We start from the raw sequence: 14,947 nt of genomic DNA, 5'->3' as shown, positions 1-14,947 counted from the left end.
GTGGCTCTACAGTAGAGCCACCCCATGGGTGGCTCTACTGTAGAGCCACCCCATGGGTGGCTGCGTCGGGTCAATCCGCCACGCCGGGATCCAGGTCCACGACCTCGAAGGCTTCACCATGCTGCTTGTGCGCCCGCCACAGCGTGGCCAGGTCCTGGCCGCTCACCGGATCGATGAAGTCCGGCGCGATGTCCGCCAGCGGCTTCAGTACGAAGGCGTGCTTCAGTTCCGGGCGCGGGATGCGCAGATGGCCGGGGCCTTCCACCACCAGGTCGCCGTAGAACACCACGTCGATGTCCAGCGTACGGTCGGAAAAGCGCGGCCCGCTGCGGTCGCGGCCATGCGCGTCTTCCAGCGCATGCAGCCAGTCGTCCAGTTCCTGCAGCGGCAGATCGGTCTGGATCGCCACGCCATTGTTGAGGAAGGCCGGGCCATCGAAGCCGACCGCGGCAGTGCGATAGGCCGGTGACACCTGCAGCGCGCCGAAGCGCTCGCGCAGGGCCGTCACCGCGGCGTGGAGGTAGCGGCGGGGCTGGACGTTGCTGCCCAGGCTCAGGAGCACGGTGGTCATGCGGTTCCGGTGACGGCGTTCAGGTGGGGGGTGGGCATGCCGTCGTCACGGCGGCCTGCCTACAATCCGGGACGCACATGATAGGACACCCACATGACCTATTGCGTTGGAATCGAGGTGGACGAAGGCCTGGTCTTCGCCGCCGACACCCGGACCAATGCCGCGCTGGACGATGTCCGCGTGCACCGCAAGCTGCACGTGTTCGAGTACCCCGGCGAGGCGACCTTCGTATTGATGGCCGCCGGCAACCTGGCCACCACCCAGCTGCTGGTCTCGCGCCTGCAGCGTGATGCCGCGGAAGGGCGTACGCCCAACCTGCGGCAGATGCGCCATCTGTTCGAAGCCGCCGCTTACGTCGGCGCGCTGCTGGTGGACAGCCAGGTGAAGTGCCAGCACACCGAACACGGCCACGACGGCGTCAACACCCAGGCCACGCTGATCTTCGGCGGGCAGATCGCCGGCGAGCAGCCGGGGCTGTACATGGTCTATCCGCTGGGCAACGCCATTGCCGCTTCGCCGGAGACGCCGTACCTGCAGATCGGTGAATCCAAATACGGCAAGCCGATCCTCGACCGCATCGTCAGCCCGGCCACGCGGCTGGAGGATGCCGCGCGCACCGCGCTGCTGTCGCTGGATTCGACCATCCGTTCGAACCTGTCGGTGGGCCTGCCGATCGACATGGTGCTGCTGCGCAAGGGCGAACTGCAGGTGGGCCAGCAACTGCGCTTCACCGCCGATTCGCCGCTGTATGCCGACATCCACAACAACTGGTCGCGGCGGCTGGAACAGGCGGTGGCGAGCCTGCCACGGTTTCCGTGGGAGGCGCCCGGCTCCGACGCGTGACACCGCCGGGCATGGCCCGGCGCTACCGGATTGCGGTGAGCGACGGCCTCAGCCGAGCGCTTCAGCCACGGCGCGGAACACCTGCTGCATCTGCAGCGGCTTGCGCAGCACGTGCACATCGATGCCCGGCGGGAAGGCGCGGGTATCCAGCTCCACCGCCGCCTCCTCCAGCACCAGGGCCGGGCCGGCGTACCCCAGCGTGGCCATTTCGCCCAGCAGCTGGCTGGCCGGCAGCAGCTTGGAGCCGGCATCGGCGATGACCAGCGCCGGCATGGCTTCCTGCTGCATCCAGCGCAGCGCGGCCGGGCCATCGGAGGCAAGCTGCAGCTGGTAGCCCTGGCTGGACAGCGCGTTGCCCAGCAGCGACAGGCGCGTGGCCTCGCCATCGACCACCAGGATCGACTGGCCACTGCCCAGCGCCACCAGCTGTTCGACCGGTTCACCGCCCTCGGCCCGCTCGTGCATCGGCAGCCGCAGCTCGAAGCGCGTGCCCTGCCCCAGCTGGCTGTTGACGTGGATGCTGCCACCGGCGCCTTCGACGATGCGCTTGCAGGAAATCAGGCCCAGGCCGGTGCCATCGGCCTTGGTGGTGAAGAACGGATTGAAGAGGTGCGACAACGTGTCGGCATCCATGCCGATGCCTTCGTCGGCCACCACGATGCGCAGCCAGTCCACGCCATCGTGCTCGCCGGCATGGTCGGCGGTCAGGCCCAGGCGGCCGCCCTGCGGCATCGCCTGGATCGCATTGAGCGCCAGGTTCAGCAGCACCTGCTGCAGTTCGGTGTAGTTGGCATCGACCACCAGCCCCTCGTCCTGCACCTCCAGTTCCAGGCTCACCGTCTCGGGTACGTTGCTGCGCAACAGCAGCGCCACGGCCTGGAACAGATCGTCGATGAAGATGCGCTCGCTGGGCGTGCGCGAACCGCGCACGAAGGACAGCATCGACTCGGCCATCTCGTGGCCACGGCGGCCGCACTCGGCGATGACATCGGCCAGGTGGTGCAGCTGCGGGTCTTCGGTGCGCGCCTTCAGCAGCTCCGGCATGATCAGCAGCGGCTGCAGGATGTTGCGCAGGTCGTGGCTGAGGCCGGCAGCGAGCAGCGAGAGGCTTTCCAGCCGCTGCGCGCGCATCAGCTCGGTTTCCACGCGCAGGCGCTCCACCGCGCTGCGCGCATCGCGCACCGCGCGCGCCACCGCCGACGGCAGGCGCGCCGGGTGGTGCTTGATGATGTAATCGTTGGCGCCCTTCTGCAGGGCCTCCACCGCGTTCTCCTCGCCCATCGTGCCGGAGACGAAGATGAAAGGAACATCCGGCGCGGTCTCGCGCACGATGCGCAGCGCTTCATCACCGGAAAAGCCCGGCATGCTCAGGTCCGAGAGCACGATGTCCGGCACGAACCCGGCCAGCGCCTGGCGCAGCTCGGGCTCGCTTTCCACGCGCTCGAAACGGGCATCCAGGCCCGCCTCGAGCATCTGTTCGCACATCAGCTCGGCATCTTCCGGTGAATCTTCCACCAGCAGGATGCGCAGCGCCCCGAGGGCCGGACCGATCAGCGGCATGGCCTTACTCGACCTCCGGTGCCTGGTTGATCAGCGCCCAGAACCTGCCCAGGGTCTGCACCGCGCCGAAGAACTGGTCCACGTCCACCGGCTTGACGACATAGGCGTTCACGCCCATGTCCCAGCTGCGCGCCAGGTCGCTTTCCTCGCGCGAGGACGACAGGATGACCACCGGCAGGCGCTTGAGCTCCTCGTGCTCGCGGATCTGCCGCAGCACTTCCAGCCCGTCCATGCGCGGCATCTTGATGTCCAGCAGCAGGACTGCGGGCAGGCCTTCTTCGCGGGTGGCATGCGCACCACGGCGCAGCAGGTAATCCATCACTTCCACGCCGTCCTCGACGTGCACGATGGGATTGGCCAGGCGGGCTTCCTGCAGTGCGTCGATGGCCATTTCGGCGTCGGCCGGGCTGTCTTCGGCCAGGAGGATGGTGCGCAGCGTGGTCATGCGGAGGGCCCTTGGTTGACTGCGTCCAGCGCAGGAGGCAGGTGGAAGTGGAAAGTGGCGCCGGCATCGGGCGCGGCTTCGGCCCAGATGCGGCCACCATGGCGGGTCAGCACGCGGCGCACGCTGGCCAGGCCGATACCGGTGCCGGGGTAGTCACTGGCCTTGTGCAGGCGCTGGAACACGCCGAACAGCTTGCCGGCGTAGGCCATGTCGAAGCCTGCGCCATTGTCGCTGACCGTGAACTGATGGCCGCCATCGGCCTGCTGCTGGTAGTCCACGCGGATGCGCGCCGGCTCGCGGTTGGCCGAATACTTCACCGCGTTGCCCAGCAGGTTCAGCCACACCTGGCGCATCATGTTCTCGTCGGCCACCACGATCGGCAGCGGCGCGATGGTCCATTCAACGTGGTGGGCCACGCCGCTGCCTTCGGCATCGGTCTTCAGGTTGGCATCGAGCATGGCGCGGGTGTCGGCCACCAGCGTCTGCATGTCCACCGCCTGCTGGCGCATCGCAGCGCGCCCCAGCCGCGAATAGACCAGCAGATCGTCGATCAGCGCGGCCATGCGCCGTGCCGAGCCGGAGATCACGTCCAGGTAGTGGCGGCTCTTTTCATCAGCGCCCTCGCCCAGGTGGCGTGACAGCTTGTCGGAGAAACCGGCGACATGGCGCAGCGGCGCGCGCAGGTCGTGCGACACCGAATAGCTGAAGGCCTCCAGCTCGCGGTTGACCTCCGAGACCTGGGCCACCTTGCCTTCCAGCTGGCGGTTCAGTTCTTCCACGCGCCACTGCACCGCACGCTGCACGGTCACGTCGCTGATGGTCATCAGCACCACTTCGTCATCGGTGTCCGGCAACGGCATGCGCCGCGCGTTGATGAGCATGTAGCGCACCGTGCCGTCGGTGCGCTGTTCAAGCTCGAAATCCCACAGCTCGCGCCCGCGCAGCAGCACGTCGGACAGGCGCTGGCGCACCACCGGGTCCTGCCAGGCGCCCTCGCCGACATCGGCCAGCAGGGTGCCATCGGCACGCTCGTCCTGCAGCCCGTACAGCTCGGCGAACGCCGTGTTGTGCAGCTGCACGCGCAGGTCGCGGTCGAGCAGCACGATGGGCTCGCGCACCGTCTGCAGCACCGAGGCGGCACGCGCGGCGGCGCGCAGCGATTGCCGCTCGGCCTGCAGGCGGCGGCCGATCTGCCGCTGCAGCAGCCACAGCACCAGGCCCAACAGGCACAGCTGCACCACCAGCGAGCTCCAGGACACCAGTTCGGTCTGCCTGCGCTGGCGCGCGGCCTGTTCGGCACGCGCCGCCAGCAGCGTCTTTTCGCTGGCCTGCAGTTCCTCCACCAGGCCGCGGATCGGGTAACGCGTGCTCAGGTCCTGCACCAGCTCGCGCTGGTCGGTGTTGGGGGTCGAGCGTGCGAGCTGGCGGGCCAGCGCCATGCGTCCTTCCAGCAGCGATTCGATGCGGCCGATGCGGACGAGCTGGTCGGGATTGTCGCGGGTCATCCGCGCCAGCGCGGCCAGCCGCCCGGGAATCTGCTCGGCCTTGGCCATGCGTTCGTGCAGGCCGGGGGCATCCACGCCCTTGGACAGGGTCAGTGCCGCCGATTCCACGTCACGCACGTCGGTCTGCAGCTGCTGCAGGGCCACGCCCACCGCCTGGGTGTGGTTGACCCAGGCCATCGCCTGTTCGTTGTCCTGTTGCAGCTGGCGCAGGGTCAGCCAGGGAACGACGATGATCGCGGCAGCAGCGAGTGCCAGGGCAGGCAGCCGCCAACGGTCCCAGATGTCATCACTGAACACCAGCGCCATGGTCCATCGTCAACGAAGCGATGCGGCCAATATAGCGCAGCCGTTCGGCCCGGGAGAATCCGGCGCGGCGTCACGACGAAGGGCGCCCCTTGCGGGACGCCCCTGTCCACTTCAGGCCAGCGCCGGGATCAGCGCTTGGCGGCAGCGTTGACCTTCAGCGCGGCGGCATCGACGCGGGTCACGCCCTTGATGCCCTTGGCGGTGGTCACAGCCTTGTCTTTCTCGGCCTGGGTGGCGACGGTGCCGCTGAGGCTGACCACACCATTGACCGTTTCCACCTTCACTTCGGTGCCCGGTACGTTGCTGCTGGCCAGCAGGTCGGCCTTCACCTTGGTGGTGATCCAGCTGTCGGTCACCGGCTCGTTCGAGTCGTGGCGGTCGGCGTGGGTCATCGCGGCGTGGTCGGTCTTCGGCGGATCCTTGGCCATGACGGCCGAGGAAGACAGGGCCAGGCCCAGGGTGAGGGACGAAGCAATCAGGGTACGGGTCAGGTTGCTCATCGTGCGGTGCTCCTTCTGGATGTGCTGCCAGTCTGGACAGTCGCCTGTGTTGCAGGCGTCGGGCTTTGGTCACGCTGCCGTGAACCCGCCGGCTGCAAGGGTAACGGTTCAGTTTTGCCTCGCCCGGAGCCACGTTCTACGCTTTGTCTCCCCCACCCTGCGGAGCCCCCCATGCGCCCCGACCTGCAACTGGCCCTGATCGGCTACGGCCTCGCCGGCCGCGTCTTCCACGCACCGCTCATCCAGCACACGCCCGGGCTGGCCCTTCACAGCATCGTCAGCTCGCAGCGCGACACCCTGCTGCGCAGCTTCAGCGATGTGCACGTGCGCGCCAGCGCGCAGGAAGTATTCGATGACCCGGCGGTGGACGCGGTGGTGATCGCCACGCCGAACGAGCAGCACGCGCCGCTGGCCATTGCCGCACTGGCTGCCGGCAAGCATGTGCTGGTGGACAAGCCCTTCGCGCTGGATGTGGCCGAAGCGGAAACCGTGCTGGCCGCCGCGCGCGGTGCCGGGCGCATCGCCACGGTGTTCCAGAACCGTCGCTTCGATGCCGATTTCCTCACCCTGCAGGCGCTGCTTGCCGAAGGCGCGCTGGGCGAGGTGGCCGAGTGCCACGCGCACTTCGATCGCTACCGGCCGCAGGTGCGCGATCGCTGGCGCGAACAGGAAGGGCCCGGCAGCGGCCTGTGGTACGACCTCGGCCCACATCTGCTGGACCAGATGCTGGTGCTGTTCGGTTGGCCGCAGGCCATCGATGCCGATCTGGCGGTGCAGCGCGAGGGCGGCAGCGGCGTCGACTATTTCCATGCCGTGCTGCATTACCCGCGGCACCGCGCGATCGTGCATGCCGGTTCGCTGGTGGCGGCACCGACGCCGCACTTCGCGGTGCATGGCCGCGAGGGCAGCTGGATCAAGCATGGCCTGGACGTGCAGGAGGCGCAGCTGCGTCGCGGCGTGGCGCCGGGTGCCCCCGGCTGGGGCATCGACCCGCGGCATGGCGAGCGGTTGCGCTGCGATGCCGAGGACAACGTGCAGCGCACGACCGTGGACAACCTGCCAGGGGATTACCGGAGGCTGTATGCACAGTTCGCGGCGGCGATGCGTGGCGAGGGCGAGGCGACGGTGAGTGCGGTGCAGGCGCTGCAGCTGATGCGGTTGCTGGAGGCAGGGATGGTGAGTGCGCGCGAGGGACGGCGGGTGGTGTTGGGGTGATCGGCAGGGCTGCGCCCTGCACCCGCTCGATGCAACGTCAACGTCAACGTCAACGTCAACGTCAAAAGCCTGCATTCCGTGGGATGGCGGGGTGGGTCCAGTGGCAGGGGACGCCGTAAACCCGTCCATGGGGGCTTGGTCGCGGCATCCATGCCGCTCACACCCCCTCAACCGGACCCACCCCGCCTTCGACAGTTTCCTGCGATCTGTCGGAACGGCGTTCTGCTTTGGTGGGTGCCGACCGTTGGTCGGCACGGGGTCGGATCTGGTAGGTGTCGACCTTGGTCGACACGGTAGATCCACGCCATGCGTGGATGACGTGGAAACGATCCTGTTGGGGTCAGAGCCCTTACCTGCGGAAAGGGATCCGACCCCATTGCGGTGCTTACGACTTCTTGATGGCGTGGCCGCCGAATTCGTTGCGCATCGCCGACAGCAGGCGGTCGGTGAACGAATTGGATTCGCGCGAGCGCAGGCGTTCCAGCAGCGACAGGGTGATCACCGGGGCCGGCACGTCCAGGGCAATGGCTTCGGCGACGGTCCAGCGGCCTTCGCCGGAATCCTCGACGTACGGAGCAATGCCATCCAGCGAGGGATTGCGCTTGAGCGCTTCGGTGCTCAGGTCCAGCAGCCACGAACGCACCACGCTGCCGTGGCGCCAGACTTCGGCCACCTGGGCCAGGTCCAGTTCCATCTCCTGCTTGCGCTCCATCAGCGCAAAGCCTTCGGCATAGGCCTGCATCATTCCGTACTCGATGCCGTTGTGGACCATCTTGGTGAAGTGGCCGGCGCCGGACGGGCCGACACGACCCCAGCCGCGGTCTTCGGCCGGGGCCAGGGTGCGCAGCAACGGCGCGACCTGCTCCACCACCGAGGCGTCACCGCCCACCATCAGGCTGTAGCCTTCCTGCAGGCCCCACACGCCACCGCTGGTGCCGCAGTCCACGTACCCCAGGTCATCCTCGGCCAGCGCCTTGGCGCGGCGGATCGAGTCCTGGTAGTTGGAGTTGCCGCCGTCGATGACGATGTCACCCTCGGCCAGATGCGGGGTCAGCTGGCCCAGCGTCTGGTCGACGGTCTCGCCGGCCGGCACCATCAGCCACACCACGCGCGGCACCGGCAGTGCGGCAACCGCCGCGGCCAGCGAATCGACGACTTCCAGGCCGGCCTCGGCGGCGCGCTGGCGGGCGCCTTCGCCCGGGTCGTAGCCGACCACGCGGTGGCCGCCGCGATGCAGGCGCTGGGCCATGTTGGCGCCCATGCGGCCGAGGCCGATCATTGCAATGTCCATTGTTTCACCTTCAGTTGGGGTCTAGGGTCAGGCTGCCTGGCCGGCCGGTCGCCGCGCAGTGGCGCAGTTGCGCTTCGCGCCAGCGCCGATAGAGCGTGGTATGCAGATTGTGCAACGCCAGGTCGATGGAAAACGACGTGCGTGGGTTGCGGTCGAGCAGGCGGATGATGTGGTAACCGATGGGACGTATACCGCGTGGGTGCACATAGATCACGAACTGCTGGTAGAACGGATCGTCCAGCAACTGGTCCATGCGTGCCAGCGTGTCCCGGTAGCGGGGCTCCAGCTGCGCGCGCAGGCCGGGATCACGTTCGTACAACAGGCGCTCGAAGTAGCGCCGGCCGAGCCGCGGAATGCCCTGCGCAAGCGTCCACAGTTCGGCATTGCGCTGGTCGTACCAGGCCAGCCCACCGTGTGCGGCCAGTGCCTGCGCGGCATCTGCGCCGACATCGACGACGATGAAGTTCTCGGCCTGGTTGCTCAGGTCGTCCAGCGTCGAACGGTCGCCGACGTGTTCGATGAAACCGGGCACGCCTAGGAACGCGCTGCGCCCGAGTGCGGCAGTGCGCACGGCCTTGCCATCGGCGAAGAACTCACCAGCCCCTGCGCCCAGCAGGATGCTGTCGGTATCGTGCAGGCCCAGCAGGGTACCGATGGAAAGTTCATCGGCAGAGAATTCTCCATCGAAGGCGGCATCGCCGTACAGCTCGCGCTGCGTGGCCAGCTGCGCGACCTGCCGACCGACGCCACATTCGGCGCGCACGTTGCCGGTGTAGAACGTCTCCAGCGCGCGGCTGTTGCCGGCCAGCGGCGTATAACCGCGGCCGAAGCTGCGGGTGTTCCGCCAGCCCTGCGCGGGTGCGCCGCCCGCGCCGAAGCCGATCCAGCCCAGCTGCAGGCCGCTGAAACGGAAACCGGGGTTGTCCTGCAATGCCCGCGCGGCGCGCTGCGCAGCCGCACCCAGTTCGAAGGTGTAGGCGCAGAGCGTGGCCGGGTCGTCCAGCAGGCGCTGCAGCACGGCCTGCCGCGCCTCGTCGGTCATCGTGGCGGGCCAGCGCACCTGCAGGTCGCCGGCCTGCTGCGCAGCCTGCAGCGAGGTACGCGTGCAGACCGGGCCGCCATGGATGTGGGGCGCCTCGACGGCCGTGGTTTCGAAACGCCAGCCCAGCCGCTGCAGCAGGCCCTGTTCGCAGCCACTGCCCGCGGCGTTGCCAAGCATGGGCCAGCCCAGCAGCAGGGCCAGCCCCAGCGCCCTGCCCTTCACCGTCAGCCCTGTCCGGCCGCCGGTTGCGGGGCGGGCAGTTGCGGGGCGGGCTCGGGTACGGGTGTCGCGGGCGCGGCGGGAACCGGCGGAGCCGGTACCGGTGCCGGCTCCTGCACCGCCGCCGGTGGCGGGGCCGGCGCAGGCGTCGGCTTGGCCGCAGCGGCCGCCGGCAGGTACTGGTGCAGGCGGTCGAAGAAGCGACGGTAGAAATCAGAATCGGTGATCGTGCTGCTGGCAACCTTCACCAGCGAATCATCGTTGCTGCCGAACGGCAGCGACACCGAGCCCAGTGCGCCCACGCCGACGCTGGCCGAGGTCGGGCTCTTCTTCAGTGCATAACGGTCCTGCACGGCGCTGACGAACACCAGCGCCTGCTCGCTGCCTCGTGGCGCGCAGGAGATGCGCAGCACCAGCTGCTCGTGATCGTCCTCGCGCACCTGGAAATTCTTGTTGCCCTCCACCTGCCCATCGTCGGCGCGCGCGATGGCATAGCCCTGGCTGAGCAGGGTACGGCGGGCCGCCTCACAGGCCTCGGCCGGGCGCCCATCGACGGTGCGCGAGAAGGTGTCGCCCGAATCGAAGGACTCGCGCAGCAGGCTGTTGTCGGCGGCCCGGCCACCGCAACCGGCCAGGACCAGGGTGCTGGCCACGGCCAGCAGGGACAGCGAAAGACGGGAGGCCCGCATGGGTACTCCTGCGAGAACGGAAGCCCCAAGGGTAGACCCGGGGCCGTGTGCGGCAGGTCGATGCGCCGGCCCCCGTTGCTCCCGGTTCATGGACGTCCGCCGGGCATGGCCCGGCGCTGCCGGAAAAACAAACGGGGCCGGCAGTGCCGGCCCCGTGGGGAACTTCACATCAGCAGCGGATCAGTCCGCCCAGCGGCCTGCGCCAGTGGACTGCGGCAGCACCTGGGCCGACAGCGGGCGGTCGGTTTCCAGCAGGTTCACCGCATCGGACAGGATCGAGGCGGATTCACGCAGCAGCGGGTCCGGACGCTTCTCGGCGGCCTTCTCGCGGGCGGCATCCTTGACGATGTCGCGCTCGTTGCCGGTCAGGCCGTCATCGCTGCTGTCATCGGCCAGCGGGTCCAGGGCCAGGCCCAGTTCCTTGCGGACGACCTGGCGGTCCTTGCGCTGCTTGTCCTGGCGCTCACGCTCGGCCAGGCGGGTCGCCTCGTTGAGCGAGACGTACTTCTTGGCCGCTTCGGTACGGAACTGCTGCACGTCCTCGTTCCACCACTGGAATTCCTTGTCGGTGGCGATGCGGGCTTCGTGGCGTGCCTCCAGCTTCGGCAGCAGCGGTGCGAAGTTGCCGTACTGGGTGTGCGGCACGGCCGCGATGCGGGTCCACGGCAGCGCGTTGTCGTAGGTGCTTTCGCCGAACTCGGTGGCATCGACGCTGGCCGGGAACGCCAGGTCCGGCACCACGCCCTTGTGCTGGGTGCTGCTGCCGCTGATGCGGAAGAACTGGGCGATGGTCAGCTTCACCTGGCCAAAGCGCTGGGTCTCGCCACTGGGCCAGCGGTCCAGGTCGACGATGTTCTGCACGGTGCCCTTGCCGAAGGTGGTTTCACCGATGACCAGGCCACGGCCGTAATCCTGGATGGCACCGGCGAAGATTTCCGATGCCGAGGCCGAACCACGGTTGATCAGCACGGCCAGCGGGCCATCCCAGGCGACACCCTGGTTGCGGTCGCTGTTGACGGTGACGCGGCCACCGGATTCGCGCACCTGCACCACCGGGCCCTGTTCGATGAACAGGCCGGTCAGTTCGATGGCTTCATCCAGCGAACCACCGCCGTTGCTGCGCAGGTCCAGCACCACGCCGTCCAGCTTGTCGGCCTTGAAGCCGGCCAGCAGCTTGGCGACGTCGCGCGTCGCCGAGGCGTAGTCGGCCGCGTTGCGGCGACGGCCTTCGAAATCCTGGTAGAAGGTCGGCAGCTTGATCACGCCCACCTTGCGCTCGGGCTGGCCATCCTTGCCCGGGATGGTCATGGTTTCGCCCTTGGCGGCCTGTTCGGCCAGGCGCACCTTCTGACGGGTCAGCAGCAGGGTGTGGTGCTTGCCGTCCACGCCGTCCTCGGCGGAGATGAACTCCAGCCGGACCTGCGTGTCCTTGGCGCCACGGATCTTGGCCACCACGTCATCGATGCGCCAGCCGATCACATCGTCCACCGGCCCGGACTTGCCCTGGCCGACGCCGACGATGCGGTCGCCCGGCTTCAGGGTACCGTCCACGGCGGCCGGGCCACCGGCGATGATCTCGCGGATCACCACCATGTCGTCCTGGCGCTGCAGCTGCGCGCCGATGCCTTCCAGCGACAGCGACATCGCCTGGTTGAAGTTCTCGGCAGTGCGCGGGGTGAAGTAGTCGGTATGCGGGTCGACGGCGCTGGTGTAGGCGTTCATGAAGAACTGGAAGACATCCTCGCCCTTCAGCTCGTTGACGCTCTTTTCCAGCGTGGCGTAACGCTTGTCCAGCGTCTTGCGGATGTCGTCGGACTTCTTGCCGGCCAGCTTCAGGCGCAGCCAGTCGTTCTTCACCGACTTGCGCCACAGCTCATCGAGTTCGGCGTTGCTGGCCGCCCACGGCACGTCCTTGCGGTCGTATTCGAAGCGCTCGTCGGCGGTGAAGTCCGGCTCCTGCTTCAGCAGCTTGCGCGCATAACCGACGCGCTCGCCCACGCGCTGCTTGTAGACCGCGAACACTTCAAAGGCAGGCTCCAGTTCGCCGCCGCGGATGGCGTTGGCGATGCCGGCCTGGAACGGCGCGAAACGGGCCACGTCGGCCTGGGTGAAGTACTGCTTGCCGCCGTCGAGGGTTTCCAGATAACGCTTGAACACGTCCTTGGAGGTGGCCTCGTCCAGCGCGCGCGGCCGGTAGGCGTAGCGGCTGTCGGACAGCAGGCCGTAGACCAGCTTGGAGGTGGTGACCTGGTCGGCGGTCGCGGCCGCCGGCAGCGCCGGCGAGTCGGCCTTGGCCGCCAGCGCCAGCGGCGCGACCAGCGCCAGGGCCATCAGGAATGCGGGGGCTTTGAATTTCATGAACGTGCTCGAAGGCGCCTTGCCAAGGGGGAGACTGCAGGGTGTTCAGACACCACGACAGTGCCGAAAGTTGCCGTGTTTGTCACCCGGCCGCGTTCGGTGGAAATCCAGCCTAGCGGGGCCGGTGTAGCAAATTGTGAATGCAGGCGAAGGCGTGCGGACCAACGGTCCGCACCCACCGGTGCGGAGGTCCGCACCCACCAGTGCGGAGGTCCGCACCCACCTCAGGCGACGCCGGCGCCCTTGGCCTGGACGTCGGCGTGGTACGACGAGCGCACCATCGGGCCGGAGGCCACGTGGCTGAAGCCCAGCTCGTAGCCGTAGTCTTCCAGCGCCTTGTAATCCTCGGGGGTCCAGTACTTCAGCACCGGGTGGTGGTGCGCGGTCGGCTGCAGGTACTGGCCGATGGTGATCATGTCCACGTCATGCGCGCGCAGGTCGCGCATGGTGGCCTTGATCTGCTCGAACTCCTCGCCCAGGCCCAGCATGATGCCGCTCTTGGTCGGCACCGACGGGTGCTGCGCCTTGAAGTTCTTCAGCAGGTTCAGCGACCACTGGTAATCGGCACCCGGGCGCACGTTGCGGTACAGGTCCGGTACGGTTTCGATGTTGTGGTTGAACACGTCCGGCGGGTTCTGCGCCAGGATCTCCAGCGCGCGCTCCATGCGGCCCTTGCCACGGAAGTCCGGGGTCAGCACCTCGATGCGGGTGCCCGGCGACTTCTCGCGGATGGCGGTGATGCAGTCGACGAAGTGCTGGGCACCGCCGTCGCGCAGGTCATCGCGGTCGACGCTGGTCACCACCACGTACTTCAGGCCCATGTCGGCCACGGTCTGGCCGAGGGTGGCCGGCTCGTTGGCATCCGGCGGCTTGGGGCGGCCGTGGGCCACGTCGCAGAACGAGCAGCGACGGGTGCAGACCTCGCCCAGGATCATGAAGGTGGCGGTGCCGTGGCTGAAACATTCGTGGATGTTCGGGCAGCTGGCTTCCTCGCACACGGTCACCAGGCGGTTCTCGCGCAGCTTGGCCTTCAGGTTCTGCACGGCATTGCCCGAAGGAATGCGCACGCGGATCCAGGACGGCTTGCGCAGCACCGGTGCGTCGGCGAACTGCACCGGCGAACGGTTGATCTTGTCCCCGCCCATCTGCTTGACGCCCACCTGCAGCGGCGCGGCGGACGGAAGCTCGGCCTGCACGATCTGCAGGGGGATGGTGCGGGCGGTGGTCTCAGTCATGGCAGTTCCGGGGGGCGGTCAGGCGGCCGCAGAAAGATCGGGCAGGTCGGGCGTGGGCTGCAGCAGAAGGCCAAACTGGCGGGCCAGATGGTCCAGCAGCACCGGCTTGACGGCGTCCATCCCGGACGGGCCACCCAAGTCTACCACCGAGGTCACCTGCAACCCCTGGTAGCCACAGGGGTTGATGCGGTGGAAGGGTTCCAGGTCCATCGACACATTGAAGGCCAGGCCGTGGAAGGTGCAGCCGCGGCGGACGCGGATGCCGAGCGCGGCGATCTTGGCATCGCCCACGTAGACGCCCGGCGCGCCATCACGGCGCTCGGCGCCGATGTTCCATTCGCCGAGGGTGTCGATCAGGGCCTGTTCGATGCGGCAGACGTAGTCGCGCACGCCGATGCCCAGCCGCGGCAGGCGCAGCAGCGGGTAGACCACGATCTGGCCAGGGCCGTGGTAGGTCACCTGGCCGCCGCGGTCGACGTGCAGCACCGGGATATCGCCCGGCGCCAGTACGTGCTCGTCCTTGCCAGCCTGGCCGAGGGTGAACACCGGATCGTGTTCGACCACCCACAGCTCGTCGGCATCGTCGTCGGTCCGCTGGTCGGTGAAACGCTGCATGGCGCGCCAGACCGGTTCATAGGCCTGGCGACCGAGGTCGCGCACCACCGCAGGGCGGGCCGGACGCTGCCCGGGGGCAGGTTCGGCCGCGCAGCTGGTGGCTACACCGTCCACTTCACTTCCGGGTGGTCGCGCAGGGCCTGGTGGGCCACGTCGTACTGTTCACGGTTCTCGGCCCGGAACACCAGGCGCACCGAAACGTACTTGCCGTTGGATGAATGCTTCCAGCTGATGCGCTCGTTCACCACATCGACGCCTGCAGCAATCAGCAGGCGGGGAAGTTCCTGCTCCAGGCCACGGTTGGCTGGGCCCATAGCGCTGAGCTCGAACTGACCGGGGAACTGGAAGCCGTGATCGGGGTTGTCGGACTTGATTTCCATGCCCCCATTATCGGGCCGCAGGGCAACAAACCCAAGAGTATTCATCAAGGTCGAACGCCGCGCCGGCAGGCCGCTGCGTTGCAGGCTGCGCCCCGGTTCAGGCTGCGCCGGGCCCGCCTCCAGTTTCGCTGAAGGGACAAGTGCGTTTTACGGAACAGACAAGTGAAGGCGGG

Annotated in this window: 14 protein-coding genes; 2 read left to right on the top strand and 12 right to left on the bottom strand. The window is 68.0% G+C overall.

Annotated features, from left to right (window positions below; all coding sequences use genetic code 11):
* Positions 1–70 precede the first annotated feature (70 nt).
* Positions 71–571 carry a 2-amino-4-hydroxy-6-hydroxymethyldihydropteridine diphosphokinase gene (gene folK / locus IAE41_RS14165; protein ID WP_200733549.1) on the bottom strand — a complete coding sequence of 167 codons (501 nt, stop codon included), beginning with the start codon at positions 569–571 and terminating at the stop codon, positions 71–73.
* Positions 572–664: 93 nt separating this feature from the next.
* Here folK and IAE41_RS14160 point away from each other — a divergent pair, with 93 nt between their 5' ends.
* On the top strand, positions 665–1,414 hold the full coding sequence (locus tag IAE41_RS14160; RefSeq protein WP_200733548.1) for a 20S proteasome subunit A/B: 750 nt from the start codon (positions 665–667) through the stop codon (positions 1,412–1,414).
* A gap of 48 nt (positions 1,415–1,462) precedes the next feature.
* Here the strand turns inward: IAE41_RS14160 and IAE41_RS14155 are convergent, their stop codons facing one another.
* The 4 genes from IAE41_RS14155 to IAE41_RS14140 form a co-directional block, all read right to left on the bottom strand.
* Entirely contained in the window at positions 1,463–2,974 is a 1,512-nt protein-coding gene (locus IAE41_RS14155) for an ATP-binding protein (protein ID WP_079223371.1), read from the bottom strand.
* Between the two features lie 4 nt (positions 2,975–2,978).
* Complete coding sequence (locus IAE41_RS14150) at positions 2,979–3,419, bottom strand: response regulator (RefSeq protein WP_079223373.1); 441 nt, start codon at positions 3,417–3,419, stop codon at positions 2,979–2,981.
* Complete coding sequence (locus IAE41_RS14145; protein WP_200733547.1) at positions 3,416–5,230, bottom strand: ATP-binding protein; 1,815 nt, start codon at positions 5,228–5,230, stop codon at positions 3,416–3,418. Before IAE41_RS14145 ends, IAE41_RS14150 begins: the two co-directional genes overlap by 4 nt.
* Before the next feature lie 128 nt (positions 5,231–5,358).
* Positions 5,359–5,730: a BON domain-containing protein gene (locus tag IAE41_RS14140; protein ID WP_079223377.1), complete on the bottom strand. Its 372-nt coding sequence runs from the start codon at positions 5,728–5,730 to the stop codon at positions 5,359–5,361.
* Positions 5,731–5,901: 171 nt separating this feature from the next.
* Here IAE41_RS14140 and IAE41_RS14135 point away from each other — a divergent pair, with 171 nt between their 5' ends.
* Positions 5,902–6,945: an oxidoreductase gene (locus IAE41_RS14135; protein ID WP_200733546.1), complete on the top strand. Its 1,044-nt coding sequence runs from the start codon at positions 5,902–5,904 to the stop codon at positions 6,943–6,945.
* A gap of 385 nt (positions 6,946–7,330) precedes the next feature.
* Here IAE41_RS14135 and gnd read toward each other — a convergent pair whose 3' ends face one another.
* The 7 genes from gnd to IAE41_RS14100 all read right to left on the bottom strand — a co-directional run bounded on the left by gnd (position 7,331) and on the right by IAE41_RS14100 (position 14,774).
* On the bottom strand, positions 7,331–8,236 hold the full coding sequence (gnd, locus tag IAE41_RS14130) for a phosphogluconate dehydrogenase (NAD(+)-dependent, decarboxylating) (protein ID WP_164073495.1): 906 nt from the start codon (positions 8,234–8,236) through the stop codon (positions 7,331–7,333).
* A gap of 10 nt (positions 8,237–8,246) precedes the next feature.
* Positions 8,247–9,455 carry a hypothetical protein gene (locus IAE41_RS14125; RefSeq protein ID WP_234458572.1) on the bottom strand — a complete coding sequence of 403 codons (1,209 nt, stop codon included), beginning with the start codon at positions 9,453–9,455 and terminating at the stop codon, positions 8,247–8,249.
* A gap of 47 nt (positions 9,456–9,502) precedes the next feature.
* Positions 9,503–10,186 carry a DUF2242 domain-containing protein gene (locus IAE41_RS14120; RefSeq protein WP_200733545.1) on the bottom strand — a complete coding sequence of 228 codons (684 nt, stop codon included), beginning with the start codon at positions 10,184–10,186 and terminating at the stop codon, positions 9,503–9,505.
* A 180-nt stretch (positions 10,187–10,366) separates the two neighbouring features.
* The gene (locus IAE41_RS14115) at positions 10,367–12,544 is read right to left on the bottom strand and encodes a carboxy terminal-processing peptidase (RefSeq protein WP_200733544.1); all 2,178 of its coding nucleotides are present in this window, start codon (positions 12,542–12,544) and stop codon (positions 10,367–10,369) included.
* A 224-nt stretch (positions 12,545–12,768) separates the two neighbouring features.
* On the bottom strand, positions 12,769–13,779 hold the full coding sequence (lipA, locus tag IAE41_RS14110) for a lipoyl synthase (RefSeq protein ID WP_108747387.1): 1,011 nt from the start codon (positions 13,777–13,779) through the stop codon (positions 12,769–12,771).
* Between the two features lie 18 nt (positions 13,780–13,797).
* A complete protein-coding gene (lipB, locus tag IAE41_RS14105; protein ID WP_200733543.1) occupies positions 13,798–14,508 on the bottom strand; it encodes a lipoyl(octanoyl) transferase LipB in 711 nt (236 codons plus the stop codon).
* The gene (locus IAE41_RS14100) at positions 14,496–14,774 is read right to left on the bottom strand and encodes a YbeD family protein (protein ID WP_200733542.1); all 279 of its coding nucleotides are present in this window, start codon (positions 14,772–14,774) and stop codon (positions 14,496–14,498) included. Before IAE41_RS14100 ends, lipB begins: the two co-directional genes overlap by 13 nt.
* Positions 14,775–14,947 lie beyond the last annotated feature (173 nt).

Origin of the sequence: Stenotrophomonas sp. S39, from assembly GCF_016624665.1 — a bacterium.
Lineage (GTDB): Bacteria > Pseudomonadota > Gammaproteobacteria > Xanthomonadales > Xanthomonadaceae > Stenotrophomonas.
This window is presented reverse-complemented; position numbering and strand designations above follow the sequence as displayed.

Excerpts from the sequence above, each read along its gene's own strand:
- folK (WP_200733549.1), bottom strand. The coding sequence starts at position 571 with ATGACCACCGTGCTCCTGAGCCTGGGCAGCAACGTCCAGCCCCGCCGC.
- IAE41_RS14160 (WP_200733548.1), top strand. The coding sequence starts at position 665 with ATGACCTATTGCGTTGGAATCGAGGTGGACGAAGGCCTGGTCTTCGCC.
- IAE41_RS14155 (WP_079223371.1), bottom strand. The coding sequence starts at position 2,974 with ATGCCGCTGATCGGTCCGGCCCTCGGGGCGCTGCGCATCCTGCTGGTG.
- IAE41_RS14150 (WP_079223373.1), bottom strand. The coding sequence starts at position 3,419 with ATGACCACGCTGCGCACCATCCTCCTGGCCGAAGACAGCCCGGCCGAC.
- IAE41_RS14145 (WP_200733547.1), bottom strand. The coding sequence starts at position 5,230 with ATGGCGCTGGTGTTCAGTGATGACATCTGGGACCGTTGGCGGCTGCCT.
- IAE41_RS14140 (WP_079223377.1), bottom strand. The coding sequence starts at position 5,730 with ATGAGCAACCTGACCCGTACCCTGATTGCTTCGTCCCTCACCCTGGGC.
- IAE41_RS14135 (WP_200733546.1), top strand. The coding sequence starts at position 5,902 with ATGCGCCCCGACCTGCAACTGGCCCTGATCGGCTACGGCCTCGCCGGC.
- gnd (WP_164073495.1), bottom strand. The coding sequence starts at position 8,236 with ATGGACATTGCAATGATCGGCCTCGGCCGCATGGGCGCCAACATGGCC.
- IAE41_RS14125 (WP_234458572.1), bottom strand. The coding sequence starts at position 9,455 with ATGCTTGGCAACGCCGCGGGCAGTGGCTGCGAACAGGGCCTGCTGCAG.
- IAE41_RS14120 (WP_200733545.1), bottom strand. The coding sequence starts at position 10,186 with ATGCGGGCCTCCCGTCTTTCGCTGTCCCTGCTGGCCGTGGCCAGCACC.
- IAE41_RS14115 (WP_200733544.1), bottom strand. The coding sequence starts at position 12,544 with ATGAAATTCAAAGCCCCCGCATTCCTGATGGCCCTGGCGCTGGTCGCG.
- lipA (WP_108747387.1), bottom strand. The coding sequence starts at position 13,779 with ATGACTGAGACCACCGCCCGCACCATCCCCCTGCAGATCGTGCAGGCC.
- IAE41_RS14100 (WP_200733542.1), bottom strand. The coding sequence starts at position 14,774 with ATGGAAATCAAGTCCGACAACCCCGATCACGGCTTCCAGTTCCCCGGT.